The 14,852-nt window shown below is 46.2% G+C and carries 14 protein-coding genes; 8 read left to right on the top strand and 6 right to left on the bottom strand.

The genetic code is table 11. The features are described 5' to 3' along the window. Window positions 1-145 precede the first annotated feature (145 nt). Together QT992_RS17195 and QT992_RS17190 are read right to left on the bottom strand one after the other, a co-directional pair. Entirely contained in the window at window positions 146-565 is a 420-nt protein-coding gene (locus QT992_RS17195; protein WP_333339570.1) for a lysozyme inhibitor LprI family protein, read from the bottom strand. Between the two features lie 16 nt (window positions 566-581). Beyond that, entirely contained in the window at window positions 582-896 is a 315-nt protein-coding gene (locus tag QT992_RS17190; RefSeq protein ID WP_333057176.1) for a DUF2499 domain-containing protein, read from the bottom strand. A gap of 410 nt (window positions 897-1,306) precedes the next feature. On the opposite strand from QT992_RS17190, the gene csaB reads away from it, so the two are divergent. From csaB to trmB, 4 genes are all read left to right on the top strand, one after another. After that, window positions 1,307-2,344, top strand: a complete 1,038-nt coding sequence (csaB, locus tag QT992_RS17185; RefSeq protein WP_333339567.1) for a polysaccharide pyruvyl transferase CsaB — start codon at window positions 1,307-1,309, stop codon at window positions 2,342-2,344. A gap of 22 nt (window positions 2,345-2,366) precedes the next feature. After that, window positions 2,367-3,161, top strand: a complete 795-nt coding sequence (locus tag QT992_RS17180; RefSeq protein WP_333339565.1) for a Uma2 family endonuclease — start codon at window positions 2,367-2,369, stop codon at window positions 3,159-3,161. A gap of 74 nt (window positions 3,162-3,235) precedes the next feature. Continuing rightward, window positions 3,236-3,955 (top strand): Uma2 family endonuclease, encoded by a 720-nt coding sequence (locus tag QT992_RS17175; RefSeq protein ID WP_333313374.1) that lies wholly within the window; start codon window positions 3,236-3,238, stop codon window positions 3,953-3,955. A 159-nt stretch (window positions 3,956-4,114) separates the two neighbouring features. Continuing rightward, window positions 4,115-4,747, top strand: a complete 633-nt coding sequence (gene trmB / locus QT992_RS17170; protein WP_333313372.1) for a tRNA (guanosine(46)-N7)-methyltransferase TrmB — start codon at window positions 4,115-4,117, stop codon at window positions 4,745-4,747. 223 nt (window positions 4,748-4,970) lie between these two features. On the opposite strand, the gene QT992_RS17165 is transcribed toward trmB, so the two are convergent. Together QT992_RS17165 and QT992_RS17160 are read right to left on the bottom strand one after the other, a co-directional pair. Beyond that, window positions 4,971-5,138 (bottom strand): hypothetical protein, encoded by a 168-nt coding sequence (locus QT992_RS17165; protein ID WP_333313371.1) that lies wholly within the window; start codon window positions 5,136-5,138, stop codon window positions 4,971-4,973. A 61-nt stretch (window positions 5,139-5,199) separates the two neighbouring features. Then, on the bottom strand, window positions 5,200-6,714 hold the full coding sequence (locus tag QT992_RS17160) for a phospholipid carrier-dependent glycosyltransferase (RefSeq protein ID WP_333313370.1): 1,515 nt from the start codon (window positions 6,712-6,714) through the stop codon (window positions 5,200-5,202). Between the two features lie 308 nt (window positions 6,715-7,022). Between QT992_RS17160 and QT992_RS17155 the strand changes: the two genes are divergently transcribed. Next, entirely contained in the window at window positions 7,023-10,649 is a 3,627-nt protein-coding gene (locus tag QT992_RS17155) for a CHAT domain-containing protein (protein WP_333313369.1), read from the top strand. 140 nt (window positions 10,650-10,789) lie between these two features. On the opposite strand, the gene acsF is transcribed toward QT992_RS17155, so the two are convergent. Further along, on the bottom strand, window positions 10,790-11,866 hold the full coding sequence (acsF, locus tag QT992_RS17150) for a magnesium-protoporphyrin IX monomethyl ester (oxidative) cyclase (RefSeq protein ID WP_190738830.1): 1,077 nt from the start codon (window positions 11,864-11,866) through the stop codon (window positions 10,790-10,792). A gap of 417 nt (window positions 11,867-12,283) precedes the next feature. On the opposite strand from acsF, the gene QT992_RS17145 reads away from it, so the two are divergent. Together QT992_RS17145 and rpmF are read left to right on the top strand one after the other, a co-directional pair. Continuing rightward, the gene (locus QT992_RS17145; protein ID WP_333339561.1) at window positions 12,284-12,760 is read left to right on the top strand and encodes a TM2 domain-containing protein; all 477 of its coding nucleotides are present in this window, start codon (window positions 12,284-12,286) and stop codon (window positions 12,758-12,760) included. A gap of 180 nt (window positions 12,761-12,940) precedes the next feature. Beyond that, a complete protein-coding gene (gene rpmF, locus QT992_RS17140) occupies window positions 12,941-13,114 on the top strand; it encodes a 50S ribosomal protein L32 (protein ID WP_006632406.1) in 174 nt (57 codons plus the stop codon). 42 nt (window positions 13,115-13,156) lie between these two features. Here the strand turns inward: rpmF and queA are convergent, their stop codons facing one another. Next, window positions 13,157-14,296 (bottom strand): tRNA preQ1(34) S-adenosylmethionine ribosyltransferase-isomerase QueA, encoded by a 1,140-nt coding sequence (gene queA / locus QT992_RS17135; protein WP_333339558.1) that lies wholly within the window; start codon window positions 14,294-14,296, stop codon window positions 13,157-13,159. Between the two features lie 157 nt (window positions 14,297-14,453). Between queA and QT992_RS17130 the strand changes: the two genes are divergently transcribed. Then, entirely contained in the window at window positions 14,454-14,843 is a 390-nt protein-coding gene (locus QT992_RS17130; RefSeq protein ID WP_006632408.1) for a hypothetical protein, read from the top strand. Window positions 14,844-14,852: the final 9 nt, after the last annotated feature.

The following is a 14,852-nucleotide window of genomic DNA, read 5'->3' as shown; positions in this document are numbered from 1 at the left end:
CGGCGTGTCAAAGCGTAAAATAAAAAACAAAGCTTTATATCACTCTTGAGCTGGTTTGTGCTGGGGCTTCTAGAAGTGCAAAAGATGAGCTTGTCGCGGAATTGATGATTGAAGGGGTAAATTATTCTCGCTGGCGATCGAACTTTTACAAATTTGCTTGTTTCAAATAACCTTCCAAATCTTTAATCCGTTCTTGCGTCACTCTGGCCCTGCAATAACCGTAGGTAGAAGCAGCCAAACTACCGCCTTCAAACTGCCCTTTTGCATAATCACAATTTTCATCTCGAAATTTAATCCAAGTACGCTGTGCTGCAGTCAATCTCTGCTTTTGTCTACTGCTGATTTTTGCTTGCAGTTGCTGATAGACTTGATTGAGCTTTCTGTCGGCCGCCTCAAACTCTTGACTAGAACACATATTCATGTCTAGCGTGGTTTGAGGACTTTTGCAGTTAGGCTGTTGGGCGACTTGTAGGGGAATGTTGCTGGCTTTGCTGGGAAGCAAAAATCCGGCTGTCAACAAAAGCAAACTTGCCGCAAATTTTACGCAAATAGTGCTATTTTTCACTTAGTTTCTCCTTTTTTTAATCTTTAATTTTCTCTGCTGGCTGAGCCGATCGCCAAATCCACCAAGCAGCAGCCCACAAAGTAAAATTGCCGAATAGAGTCATCGCCGCTTGCAGGGTAACGATCCATTCTAGGGCTGGGGAGTTGTCAAAATAGTGCCATGTACAGGCACACATAGCGCTGACGAGAGCGGGCAGCATTGCGGCGGAAAGGGCCCACCAAGCTCGGTTTTGAGTGACTTCGCCGTAAGTCCAAATTAACCAGATGGCGGCAATCCACTCGACGACGCTAGAGACGTGAATAATCCAGGTGGGAATTGACAAAGCGTGCATTTTTTGTATTGTGAACGAAGATGAAAGATTTATCGATCGGGACTTACGCAACTGTCATATAAAGTATGATGAGTCAGTCGATTTTAGATTTTAGATTTTAGATTTTAGATTGACTCCACAGATGAATCTTGGAGCTTGAGCTTTGGTCTAAAATTTTAGGAGCATCCACGACTTAAGTCGGGGCTTGTACCTGTTTTTGGGCTGGTCATACAATTTTAGATTAGCGATTCGAGATTTTATTAGATTTGCGATTTGAGCTGACTGATGACGTAAAGCCTTGAAGCTTGCTGACAGTAGCATTTTTTTGGGTAGTAGTATTATCTCATTTCAAATCTCAAAAAAATCTAAAATCCAAAATCTAAAATCTAAAATAGTTACATTCCCCATCACAAACAAAGAAAAGAGTAGAAATGCGAGCAATTTTGTGCGGCTATTACGGTAAAGGCAACGGCGGCGACGAGGCGCTGTTGGCATCGCTACTGCAAATGTTACCAGATGGCGTAACGCCGATCGTCCTGTCTGGCAATCCTGTCGAGACAAATCAGCGGTACGGGGTAGCTGCGCGCGATCGCATGAATGCCTTTCAAGTTATCGAAGCACTCCGCACCTCCGACGCGCTAATCTGGGGCGGCGGCAGTTTAATCCAAGACACTACTAGCATTGCGAGCCCTTTCTATTATGGGGGTTTGATGGGATTAGCGCAGCGGATGGGCTTAAAAACTGTTGCCTGGGCCCAGGGAATTGGGCCTTTGAAGCGCGAAATCACTCGCAAGTTATCTCAGCGCTGTTTTGCTGGATGCACCGCCGTCAGCGTGCGGGATAAAGGTTCAGCTACTTTACTTGCAGATTGGAAAATTCCCTTTACTTTAGCGCCCGATCCCGTGTGGGCTTTGGAGAATTCTCCCGTGTCGGGTTTGTGGGATTTACCTGCGCCCAGAGTGGCTGTTTGTTTGCGTTCTCACTCTACACTAACTCCCGCCCGTTTGTCAATCTTAACTCAAGCTTTAGTTGACTTTCAAAAAGCAACTCGCACCTTAATTTTGCTGCTGCCTTTTCAAGCGTCTCACGACTTAGAAATAGCCAAACATTTGCACGAAGCCCTGCCCAAAACGAGCCGCATCCTCAGTTTAGACGATCCGAGAAAATTGAAAGGAGTGTTCCGGGGAGTCGAAATGGCGATCGGGATGCGCTACCACAGTTTAATTATGGCAGCATCCGAAGAATGCCGCTGTTTTGCCCTCAGCTACGATCCGAAAGTCAGCCAGTTAATGGAAGAGCTAGAAATGCCGGGATATTTATTATCAGAATTGCCAGACGATCCTTATTTAATCAGCAAAACCTGGATGGAACACTATGCTAACGGCCACGCCTTATCGCCAGACAGGATAAAATTTATAGTAGAGCGATCGCTCTTTCATCGCGAAGTATTGCGAGCCGCGCTCCAGTAATCTCATTCAGAGGTGAAATACAATGACAGTCAGTACAGCGAACTTAAAAATTACCTGGGAAAAATTGCCAGACGACTTCATTTTAGACGAGGAACCTGTGGAAAACATCGACCAACCCTTGCTAGCCGCCGCCTTGCGAGAAATCTTAGAAATCGCGGGGCTAATAGTAGCAGGAATATTAGTTGCCCCAAATATGGGCATTTGTGCAACAGTAGACAGCAAGCTAGTTATTAAATCTCCAGATTGGTTTTATGCCCGCAACGTACAGCCGCTGGAAAATCAAGAAATCCGCCGCAGTTATACTCCCAACTTAGAAGGGGAAATTCCGGCGATCGTGATGGAATTTTTGTCAGCTAGTTCCAACGATGAATATTCTCGCAAAAAAACTTATCCCCCCGGCAAATGGTTTTTTTACGAGCAAATATTGCGAGTGCCAAATTATGCAATATTTCAACCTGCCACAGGAATGCTAGAAATTAACCTGTTGAATTCATCAGGAAAGTACCAATCACAGCAGCCCGATCCAAACGGCCGTTATTGGATTCCTGGAGTTGGATTATTTCTAGGTGTTTGGTATGGCACAAAAGCCGAAAGAACCGGATATTGGTTGCGGTGGTGGGATGAAAGCGGCCAGATGTTATTGTGGGGTGCAGAAATGGTAGAAAGAGAAAGGCAAGAAAGAGTAATCGCTCAACAGCAAGCCCAACAAGAACGGCAGCAAAAGACGATCGCTCAACAGCAAGCCGAACAAGAACGAGAACGATCGTCCATATTGGCCGCACAATTAAGAGCATTAGGCATTGAACCCGAAGCTTAAAAAATAGGCGATGCTATTCGATCGGAAATTATTGCCAGCAGTTCCACCGCATTCTTACTAAGAGGTAAAATACCATGACATTCAATCCAATTCAATTCAAAATATCCTGGGAAAAATTGCCCAAAAATTTCATTTTAGACGAGCACCCCCTGCAAGATATCGACCAGCCTTTGCTCGCCGCCGCCTTACGGGAAAGCTTAGAAATTGCGGGGCTAATTTTGGAGGGAACATTAGTTGCGTCTCATCTGGCGATTTGTGTAAATTTCAACGATAAGCTAGTTATAAAAACTCCCGATCTGTTTTATGCCACCAACGTACAGCCCCTTCCCGATCGAGAAATTCGTCGCAGTTATACCCCCAACCTAGAAGGAGACATTCCGGCAATTGTCATGGAGTTTTTGCCAGATAATCCTCCTAGTTATCAGGATGAATATTCTGCAAAACAAACTTATATTCCCGGAAAATGGCATTTTTACGAACAAATATTACAAGCCCCAATCTATGTAATTTTTGAACCTGCGAGCGGAGCTTTAATAGTATATCATTTGACTTCACCAGCAGACTATAAAAAACAGCAACCCGATGCAAACAATCGTTATTGGATTGCCGGAGTCGGGTTATTTCTGGGTGTTTGGCAGGGAACAAAAGCCGAAAGAACGGGATATTGGTTGCGGTGGTGGGATGAGAGCGGAGAGATGTTATTGTGGGGTGCAGAGATGGTGGAAAGGGAAAGGCAGCGGGGCGATCGACTAGCCGCCCAATTAAGAGCAGCAGGCCTCGAACCAGAGGCCTAATGCAATAATGAGGAATTTAAAATTGTCCATCTGCAATTTAAGATTGCTCATTAATTAAAAAGTAGGGAACAACATCGCAAAAATCAATATTTATCGGCGTTAATCCACGTTCATCTGCCTTCATCAGCGGTTAAAAAATACATTCAGGAGACAGCAAAATTGGCAAGAGTAAGAGTGCGGGAACACGTCAATCCCCTATCAATTAGATATCAAGCATCTGCAAGTCCCCCGGATTGGACTAAAATCTATGCCGACTTACATTTACCGCTGCATTTAGATATCGGCTGCGGCAGAGGACGGTTTTTGTGGCACATGGCGCAAATCCAAACAGACTGGAATTTTCTCGGATTAGAAATTCGGGAACCTCTGGTAGAAGAAGCGAATCTTTGGCGGGACGAAAAAGGCTTGACAAATTTGCACTATTTGTTTTGCAATGCGAATAGTTCCCTGAAACCAATTTTAGAAACTTTACCCGCAGGTATTTTGCAGCGGGTTAGCATTCAGTTTCCCGATCCGTGGTTCAAGAAAAAGCACCACAAACGGCGGGTGGTGCAGCAGGAATTAGTCAACGAATTGGCAAATTATCTGGCAATTGGTGGCGAAGTGTTTATTCAGTCAGATATTGAAGAAGTAGAAAGCGAAATGTGCGATCGCTTTTCATCTCACCCCAGTTTTAAACGTCAAAATGGTGGCGAATGGCTAGCAGAAAATCCCCTGCCTGTGGCTACAGAAAGAGAAATTGCTACTCTGAAACGGGGCGAACCAGTTTATCGAGCACTGTATCAAAAATAATGCTCGCTTTTGCAAACTCACCTTTGTCATAAATGTTATAAATTACATCTTGCACCTTGGTTAGGAACAGGCAAGATGCCTGTTCCACAAAACTTAATTTTCTTGTGGAACGGGCATCTTGTCCGTTAGGAACAGGCAAGATGCCTGTTCCACAAAACTTAATTTTCTTGTGGAACGGGCATCTTGCCCGTTAGGAACAGGCAAGATGCCTGTTCCACAAAACTTAATTTTCTTGTGGAACGGGCATCTTCCCCGTTAGGAACAGGCAAGATGCCTGTTCCACAAAACTTAATTTTCTTGTGGAACGGGTATCTTCCCCGTTAGGAACAGGCAAGATGCCTGTTCCACAAAACTTAATTTTCTTGTGAAACGGCTTTCCGGCCTTTTCCACAAAACTTAATTTTCTTGTGGAACGGGCCGGAAAGCCCGTTAATAAAAAAATTATTTCTAACTTAAACCCAAGAGGGCAGCCACATCCTAATTTTCCATTCCATTTGCGACAAAGGCAGTCCCAAATAGATAGGCATCCAGAAAATAAAAGCACCCAAAACCAGAAAAATAATTGTTACCCCCATCCCTCGGAGTCGAGTTTGAGGGCTGTGCAGCCACCTGTCAACCCACCAAGCAAGTGCTAAGGCTGCAAACACAGAACAGCCCATATAATGGTACAAAAATATGCAGCGAGTCACCTTCACCCAAGGCAGCAAATTAGCGGCCCAATTAACTATTAAATATAACGCCAGCCACATTTCAGCAGTCGGCGGAAACAAAATCGGCCGCTGCTGTTCTATCGTGTCAACAGAAGCCTCGCTGCGCGTTTGCAGCCACACCCAAATCCGGTGAACTAAAACTCCTATTACTAGCAGTAAAGCTAAGGTTGAAAGCCACCAAAGCAATGGATTTCCCATGGCGTGAACGTCAAAAATTGCCTGAGTTGCACCTTCCGGTAAAGGCGGCAAAACCGGATCTGGTTGGGCATTGCTGCTAGCAGTTTTGTAGAAGTAAACTATGGGGCGCAGCATCAAAGGCCAACTGTACCACGCGGAACAGTAAGGATGTACATCTGGCCCGCTTTTAATCCGCTGGTGATAAGTCAAAATTTCCGTTTGCATCTGCCAGAAATTGGGAGTTGGATTAAAGTACAGGTGAGGAATCCAAGAGATGCTGTAAACTAGAATAGGAATAATAGCTAGACTCAAGCCGAGTTCTATAAAATTGAGTTTAGTCAGTTTTTGTACTGGACTTTCGGCAGGAATTAGAGGTGAATCTACCTCGCGGCTTTGTTCTTCATTTCCTCTGTTACCCTGGATAAAACGAACTGCCCAAGCACAGATTAAAATTAGATAAGTACCGAAAATAAACCATAATCCGTTCCATTTGATAGCCGCAGATGCGCCGAAACCTATCCCGGCTAGTACCAGCCAAAGCCAGCGCTTTTTGCCTTCGGCTTCGACGGCTTTTAAAATAAATAACTGACCTAAAATTCCAAACAAAACTAGATAAATGTTGTTCAGCGCGTAGCGAGACTCCACTAAAAATAAACCGTCGCAGGCGGCCAACAAAGTAGCAAGAAAAGCGTAACTGCGGCGCCGAACTAGCTGATAAGCTAGTGCTCCCACAACTAGGGGAATAAAGGAACCTGTGAGAGCATTCAGCCAGCGGTAATCCCAAGGGGAAAGCAGGGAGCCAGCCATACTGTTGACGGCTGTTTGTCCGAAGGGAAGGTGAGTGCCGATCGCAATTCCGATCGCAATTATGTACTGGCTCAGAGGCGGGTGAGCGTTGAAAAAAGGAGTTTTTGTGAGATAATTGTTGGCAAATTTAGCGTAATAAACTTCGTCAAATACTAAAGTGTTAAATCGCTCTAGTGCCCAAAAGCGTAAAGTTAAGGAAAAGAGGAAGACACCGAGCATTGCTAGGGAAAAAATAACATTCGATTGGTTTAATTGTTTTTTCTTGATTTTCATAAAACAGCAGCCAATAATAGATACTAAATTTGAGGGCGATCGCTAATTTTAAATTCCTGAGTTGAGAGTAACGTAAAATAGGACTTGTGCAGCAACCGAATTTTTGATGAGAAACCGGGTTTTTGGGAAAAACTCAGTTTCTTAAACCCGGTTTCTAATAATGCTTGGAGAGTGCAGCGAAAACCAGGAGGGACTATTGTTTCACCAAATGCTCCCGATCTAATTAGCAAGCCGGAAGGAAAAGCGCGAATCACAAGGTGCGATAGATTATGATAGCAGCTAATCATGTCTTTTTTGAGCGAGTGCTTATGAATCCCATACTTTCGACTTGGGGGCGTTGGGGGTTAACTGTAGGTGCGACTATCCTGATGGGATCTGCCGCCGCGCCAAATCCCCAGACATTTGAAACTTTTGCTGATTTTTGTACCAACAAAGAGAATTTGCCCCCTGAAACCAGACATACGGTGGAGGTGTTACTATCAAAAGCAAAAACACAAGAGTGCGATCGCGCTCAAAAAACCCTGACTAATCTCACAGAACTTTCCCTAATTCGCAATCAAATAGTCGATATCAAACCCTTATCAAAATTCACCAATCTGAGAGAGCTCAACCTCATTTCAAATCAAATAACAGATGTGCAACCCTTATCGGGACTGACTAATCTGAGATTTCTCACCCTCACTTCCAATCAAATCTCTGACGTGAAACCATTATCTGGACTGACTAATCTCACACTACTTGACCTAGCTGGCAATCAAATAGTCGATATCAAACCATTATCAAAATTAACCAATCTGAGAAGGCTCAACCTCAGTGTAAATCAAATAACAGATGTGCAACCCTTATCGGGACTGACTAATCTGAGATCCCTCGTCCTCCAATTCAATCAAATCTCAGACGTGAAACCATTATCGGGACTGACTAATCTGACAGAGCTTTTCCTCGAAGCTAATCAAATCGTAGATGTAAAACCTTTAGCGGGATTGACTAATCTAACAGGGCTGTCCCTCGCATCTAATCAAATTGTAGATGTGACACCTTTATCGACAATGACGGAGTTGAATTTTCTTTATTTGAGTGGCAATAAAATTGCAGATGTGAAACCATTATCGGGATTGACCAATCTGATAGTGCTTTTCCTAGCATCAAATCAAATCGCAGATGTGAAACCATTATCGGGATTGACAAATCTGCCCACCCTAGATCTCAGTAGAAATCAAATCGCAGATATCAAACCTTTAGCGGGATTGACAAATCTAACTAACCTAGACATCAGTAGAAATCAAATCGCAGATGCCACACCTTTAGCGGGATTGGTATATCTGACAACCCTCGATCTCAGTAGAAATCAAATCCCGGATGGAGAAGCCGATCGATTAATTGAGAAAAACAAACAACGATTAAATCAAAAAACAGATGAAGCCGAGCGATTGCTTCAGGAAGCTAAGCGACTATTGGCTCAGGAAACAGCAGCATCTTACCAGGAGGCCTTGCAAAAGTTTGATGCAGCGCGTTCGCTTTATCAAATGCTTAGAAATCGGGACAAGGAAGCTGAGACGCTGAATATAATGGGCTTGATTAGTAATAGATTAGGAGAAAGACAGCAAGCCCTGAACTTCTACAAGCAAGCCCTTTCTGGGTCTCAGACTGTAGGCGATCGCCAGATGCAAGCCCTCATCCTCAACAATATCGGCGCCTTCTACTATGCTTTGGGAGAGAAACAGCAAGCCATCGACTACTATAACCAAGTCCTTTCCTTAATTCGGGAAATGGGCGATCGCCCTGAAGCAAGTATCAACCTCAGCAACATCTCGAACCTACCCGCAAACAGCGATAGATCTTTGGTCAATCGCACTGCGGAAGCCACCACACTCAACAACATCGGCTTAGCCTACAACGATTTGGGAGAAAAACAGAAAGCAAAAGAGTATCTTAACCAAGCCCTTCCCTTATTCCGGGCTATGGGCGATCGGACTAAGGAAGCCACTATCCTCAACAATATTGGCTTAGTCTACTATGATTTGGGAGAAAAACAAACAGCCCTCGACTACTACAAACAAGCCCTCGATTTGAGACAAAAAGCGGGCGATAGGCGTGGAGAAGCCAACAGCCTCAACAATGTAGGTAATACTTACTCAGAATTGGGAAAACTGGAGAAAGCAGAAGAATATTTCAACCAAGCCCTGCCGCTGTTTCGCACTGTGGGCGATCGTCCTGGGGAAGCCCTCACCCTCTACAATAGGGCTATTCTCAAAGGCGATCGAGGCAATTTAATCGCAGCCCTCACTGACATTGAAACCTCCATCAAAATCATCGAAAACCTCCGCACCAAAATTACCAACCACGAGCTCCGCATCTCATACTTTGCCACCGTACAACACTATTACCAGTTCTACATTGAGCTGTTAATGGAACTGCACAAAACTAATCCCAACTCTGGTTACGATCGCAAAGCCTTAGAAGCCAGCGAAAGTTCCCGCGCCCGCAGCCTTCTCGAACTTCTTCAAGAAGCAAACGCCGATATTCGCCAAGGTGTAGCCCCGGAATTATTGCAGCAAGAACGCAATTTACAACAGCAACTCGATGCCTTAGAAACACGCCGAATCGAAACTCTAAGCCGCCCCAATCATACCCCCGCAGAAAAAGTAGAATTAGACCAAAAACGGCAAACTTTACTAGGACAATATCAGGACATTCAAGCCCAAATCCGCTCCACCAGTCCCCGGTACGCCACCCTCACCCAACCGCAACCTCTAACGCTGGCACAGATTCAACAACAAATCCTCGATGACAATACCATTTTACTCCAGTATTCTTTAGGGAAACATCGTAGCTATCTCTGGGCTGTGACTAAAACCAGTATCACCAGTTATGAATTGCCCAAACAGGTTGACATCGAAAAAGCCGCCCGCAATTTCCGCAATGCTGTGACTAACCCGCGCTACCGAAACATTCCCGATCGAGTTGCTGAAGCTAACAACACGCTTAGTCAAATTATTTTACAGCCCGTAGCAGCACAACTCGCTCAAAAACGCCTGCTGATTGTTGGCGATGGCATTCTCAATTACCTCCCCTTTGCCGCCCTCTCGCTCCCTGAAACACCTGGTAAAAACCGGAATCAGCCTTTAATTGTAGACCATGAAATCGTGCTGCTGCCTTCCGCTTCCACCTTGGGAATCTTAAGACAAAACTACAATGACAGACAACCCCCAACTCGGACTTTAGCAATGCTCGCCGATCCAGTTTTTAGTCCTAACGATGAACGAGTTAAAAATTCTTCTTCAGCCACCACTCAGCAAGCGGTAGAATCAGCAAATCTCGGTTTAAGTCGCTCCAGAGGGGACAATAACGTACAGTTTGACCGTTTAAAATTCACTCGCCAAGAAGCTCAAATCATTCAAGCGTTAGTTCCGGCCAATTCTCGCACCGCATCTTTGGATTTTGCAGCCAGCCGCGCCGCAGCAACCAGTCAGAACTTAAGCCAATATAAAATCATTCATTTTGCCACTCACGGTTTAGCGAATAGCACTAACCCGGAACTATCAGGAATCATCTTGTCGCTGATAGATGAAAAGGGCAACCCTTTAAACGGATTCCTGCGACTTACTGATATTTTCAATCTCAAATTAGCAGCCGATTTAGTAGTGTTAAGTGCCTGTCAAACCGGATTAGGGCAGAACATTCAAGGCGAGGGCATGGTAGGATTAACGCGGGGATTTATGTATGCTGGGGCGAAGCGAGTTGTGGTGAGTTTATGGAATGTGGATGATGAAGGAACGGCTGCGTTAATGTCGAGTTTCTATCAGGGAATGCTGCAAAAAGGCTTAACCCCAGCGGCGGCTTTAAGGGCGGCGCAACTGGAAATGTTGAAGCAGGAAGAGTGGCGTTCTCCTTATTATTGGGCGGCTTTTAACCTTCAGGGGGAATGGCGATAAATTTTAGGAAAAACCAGCATTAATTCCAATTCCGGGCGAGTGTAAGTCTGGCGAGAACTTTTTGCGGTGAATCTGGATACCAAAAAAAAGCGGTTCTGCTTGTCGCAGAACCGCCGTCACAGAGGATGAAAAATCAAAACTTAACGCACAGCACCCTGTACTGAAGGTGATTCAATTGTTTTCATGAAGTACAGCTTCACTAATTGCCAGCCGTTCGACAGATACAAAGGCAATTTTTGGAAGAATTGCAAGAATTTCGGAGTATTAGAAGCAACAATTGCAGTCAACTGCTGATTGTTCTTGAGGCAAATATCCAGCCGTTCATAAAATTCTGGATTGTTCACGTCGAGCATGACGGGGAATACGCGGCCTGCTGTTTCGTTGGTCTTTTTAATCACTTCGATGTCGTATTCGCGAGCATCGAGTCCGAGCGATCGATAAAAACCCGCGCGCTGGATATCATTGAGATACATTGTCGCGAACACTGACAGCAAGAAGAAACGGCACCAAAGCTTAGCGCGCCAATCGTTCAACATCTGAGGCTGAGCTCTCATCACCGCATCGAAGAAATCTCCGTGGCGGTTTTCATCCTGGCACCAATTTTCAAAGAATCGGAAAATCGGATAAATCTGGTCTTCAGGATGGGCTTTTAAGTGCTGGTAAATCGTGATGTAGCGCCAATAACCGATCTTTTCAGACAAGTAAGTCGCGTAGAAAATAAACTTCGGCTTAAAGAATGTGTAACTGCGGCTCTTTGTCAAGAAACCCAAATCCAGGGACAAATTAAAGTCCGAGAGGGCTTTGTTGAGGAATCCGGCGTGCCGCGCTTCGTCGCGCGACATCAGGTTGAAACCCTCGGCGAGCACTGGATTTTTGTCTTTGAGCCTGCGTCCCAATTCTTTGTAAAGCAAGAACCCAGAAAACTCAGCGGTGCATGAACGTTCTAGAAACTCAATGAACAACTGGCGTTTTTCGCCGTCAATGTGATCCCAAGATTGAGCGAACTCCTCATCCCGCACGAAGTGGTTTTTGTTGTAGTCAACGCGGAACTCTTGGATAATTGCTTCTAGTTCGGCTTCATTTACCGAGATGTCCATTTTGGCCATCTCGTCAAAGTCGGTTGTGTAAAATCTCGGCGTGAGAATAGTTTCTTTGGCTGGGGCTTTCACTCCCGGCCGCAGTTCTTCAAAAGTGGGTTTTTTGAGGGAATCTACCATATGTTTATTGGATTTCTGCTTATAACTACTCGCTTGTTTCCATTGTCGGGTACTGCGGGCGATCGCGCTCGTGTATTTCCGGCCAGCGCTGGCGGCGCGCTTGGTTTGGCGCTCCGTGTGGAATCCAGGTCTAAGCTGCTGTAATTTCCACGCCCTCCAGTTTACCAAGCTCTCGCCCGCGCAAATATGTTGCTGGCGTTAAGAATTGCTACGCAAAATTACTCAGTGGGCATGGGGCATGGGGCATGGGCATGGGGCATGGGGCATGGGGAATTGGGGAATTGGTAGTAAATAACCAATAACTTCGGACTACGCACAAATATCTGCTGGTGTCAAACTGTTCAAACACCAGATAGAAAGTACAAAATGGATAAAGGGACTCCAATTCTTAGAATAACCAGGCAGGACGGTCAGAAAATGAGCAATTTAGGTGTTAGTTACCTTTTATGGGCAGCTTGTTTTTTCGGCCCATTCGGACTCCACCGCCTCTACAACGGCAAGATTGGTACGGGTTTGCTGTGGCTGTTTACCTTTGGTTTGTGTGGGTTTGGGCAATTGTTTGACTTGCTGCTGCTGCCGAACATGGTGGACGAACACAATGCCAGTCTCAGGGGCAAACTCGGCGTATCTCCCGAAGGTATACCGCTATATCCCGTCAGCGGGGCGATCGCCGCGACATACCCCAAGCCAACTCCAGACCAGTTAGGGGTTAAACTCCTGAAGGCAGCTTATACCAAGAACGGAAGATTATCTGTCACCCAAGGGGTGATGGCAACCGGCGCTACTTTTGCCGAAGTGGAAGAGGCTTTCACGGCACTGCTCAAAACGGATTATGTGAGTATCGAGAACGATGCGGTAACTGGCGTCGTGATCTACCACTTTCACGAACTTTAGCTGCTGCGGGTGCGTCAGTTCGGGGATTTTATGTGTTGTTCCAGAAGCTAATCGCTGACGCACCCTACTACTTGATATTGTTGGCCCAGCAGTTGTTGCGGTTTTTCGAGTAAGCATTGCCGGCAAAATCGGCTAGAATGTTTGTTTGTCTATATAAGCAAGCAGAAAGTATTTAGCGTCATGGCAGTCCCTAAGAAGAAAACCTCCAAATCCAAGAAGAATATGCGTAAGGCCACATGGAAGCGCAAAGCTGTCGTGGCAGCTCAGAAAGCTCTGTCTCTGGGCAAATCTGTTCTGACTGGGCGTTCCAACAGCTTCGTGTATCCCGGCAATGAAGAAGAGGAGGAAGAATAGAAACGGAATACCGGGCATGGGGCGAACCCGATGCCCGATCGATCAATCCTTTTTTGCTGCTGGTAAAATCAGCATCGCATCGCCAAAGGAATAAAAGCGGTACTGATGCTCGATCGCCTCTCGGTACAAATCCAACAGCCGAGGCCTTCCAATCATGGCACTTACCATCATCATCAAAGTAGAGCGGGGCAAGTGAAAATTGGTAATCATCCCCTCTACAACCCGCCACTTGTAACCAGGGTAGATAAACAAATTGGTCGGGCCGCAAAAAGCTTGCAAGGAAAAATCGCCACTCGCGGCGGCGGCTCCCTCTAAAGCTCGCACTGCTGTTGTACCCACGGCAATAATCCGCCCGCCTCGGGCTTGAGTTTCCCGAATTTTCTCAACGGTGGCGGCGGGTACTTCCACCCATTCGCCGTGCATTTTGTGAGCCGTCACGTCTGCCACCTCCACCGGGCGAAACGTCCCTACTCCGACGTGTAAGGTGACAAAAGTTTTTTCAATTCCCCGCTGTTCCAAGCGGCTGAACAATTCTTCGGTGAAGTGCAGGCCTGCTGTGGGGGCCGCCACCGCCCCAAGCCGATCGGCATAAACAGTCTGGTACTGTTCCGCTGAAGCTTGGGAATTTTCGATGTAGGGCGGCAGGGGTACGTGGCCGTATTCGTCCAAAAACGTCACCAGATTCTCATCTGTGGGGATGTCAAACTCCAACAGCCGTCCCCCTGTTGCGTCGTCCCTGTCTATAACTGTTGCAGTCAATCGACGGCGAGCGGGCATCGCGGCATCGGTTCGGCAACAGCAAGGATCTGTGGTCGAGTTCTCACCGGCAGGGGCGATGGGATCAAACTCAATTTTTGCTCCCAACTTTAAGCGTTTCCCCGGTTTAACCAAAGCCAGCCAACAGTTGTGCTGCCGTTCTTCCATCAACAATATCTCCACAGCCGGGCCGTTGGGTTTGTGCCCGTAGAGCCTCGCTGGCAGCACGCGGGTGTTGTTCAGTACCAGCAAGTCGCCCGGTTGCAGCAAATCGGGTAAATCCGTAAAAATCCGGTGTTGCTGGCTGCTGGGAGAATCTACAGCCAGCAAGCGAGAACTGTCCCTCGGCACTACGGGATTTTGGGCAATGCGCGAGGGCGGAAGTTCGTAGTCATAGCCGTCCAAAGACCAGTCCATCTCTGTCATCGAGTGAATTCCTGTGCGATCGATCTGTCAACTGGGTAACAAATTGGGTAAAAACCCCCATCCAAAGTCGGGTGCTTTTCCCCTTGTGGTGGCGGGTATAGCCCGGGATGATAGAGGTATAGCATCAGCTTTGCTCATAAGGCTCATAAGGATCGTTATGGAATACCTCTACTACATCGCCAATACTAGCCTTACTCTGAGAGTCGTGGATTACCTACGCACGGCTCATCATCTTCCCTTGCAATTTATCACTGTTATTCACCAAATTGACGGCTGGGTGGTAAAGGTGAAAATGAGCCAATATTTAACTCCTGAAATGCACGGGGATTTTCGGGCTTTTATGAACGAACTCGGGATTCCTTACGATCCTGAAATTCGGTTGCAAATGGCGCTTTGGAGTTTGGAAACCGGACAGTCGCCACTGAGCGTGATGCGCCGCTACCAGGTTGCCGTGGTTTGTCACGGCAGCCCTGACCGTAAGGAAATTGAAGCCTTTCGCCAGCAGTTTGTCAAGGGTCTGGGATATTGCCCGGAAACTCTAGCCTAGATTGCTACG

The organism is Microcoleus sp. T3_D1 (genome assembly GCF_036700405.1).
Classification (GTDB): domain Bacteria; phylum Cyanobacteriota; class Cyanobacteriia; order Cyanobacteriales; family Microcoleaceae; genus Microcoleus.
The sequence above is the reverse complement of the archived record's forward strand: the minus strand, read 5'-3'. Positions and strand labels throughout refer to the sequence as shown.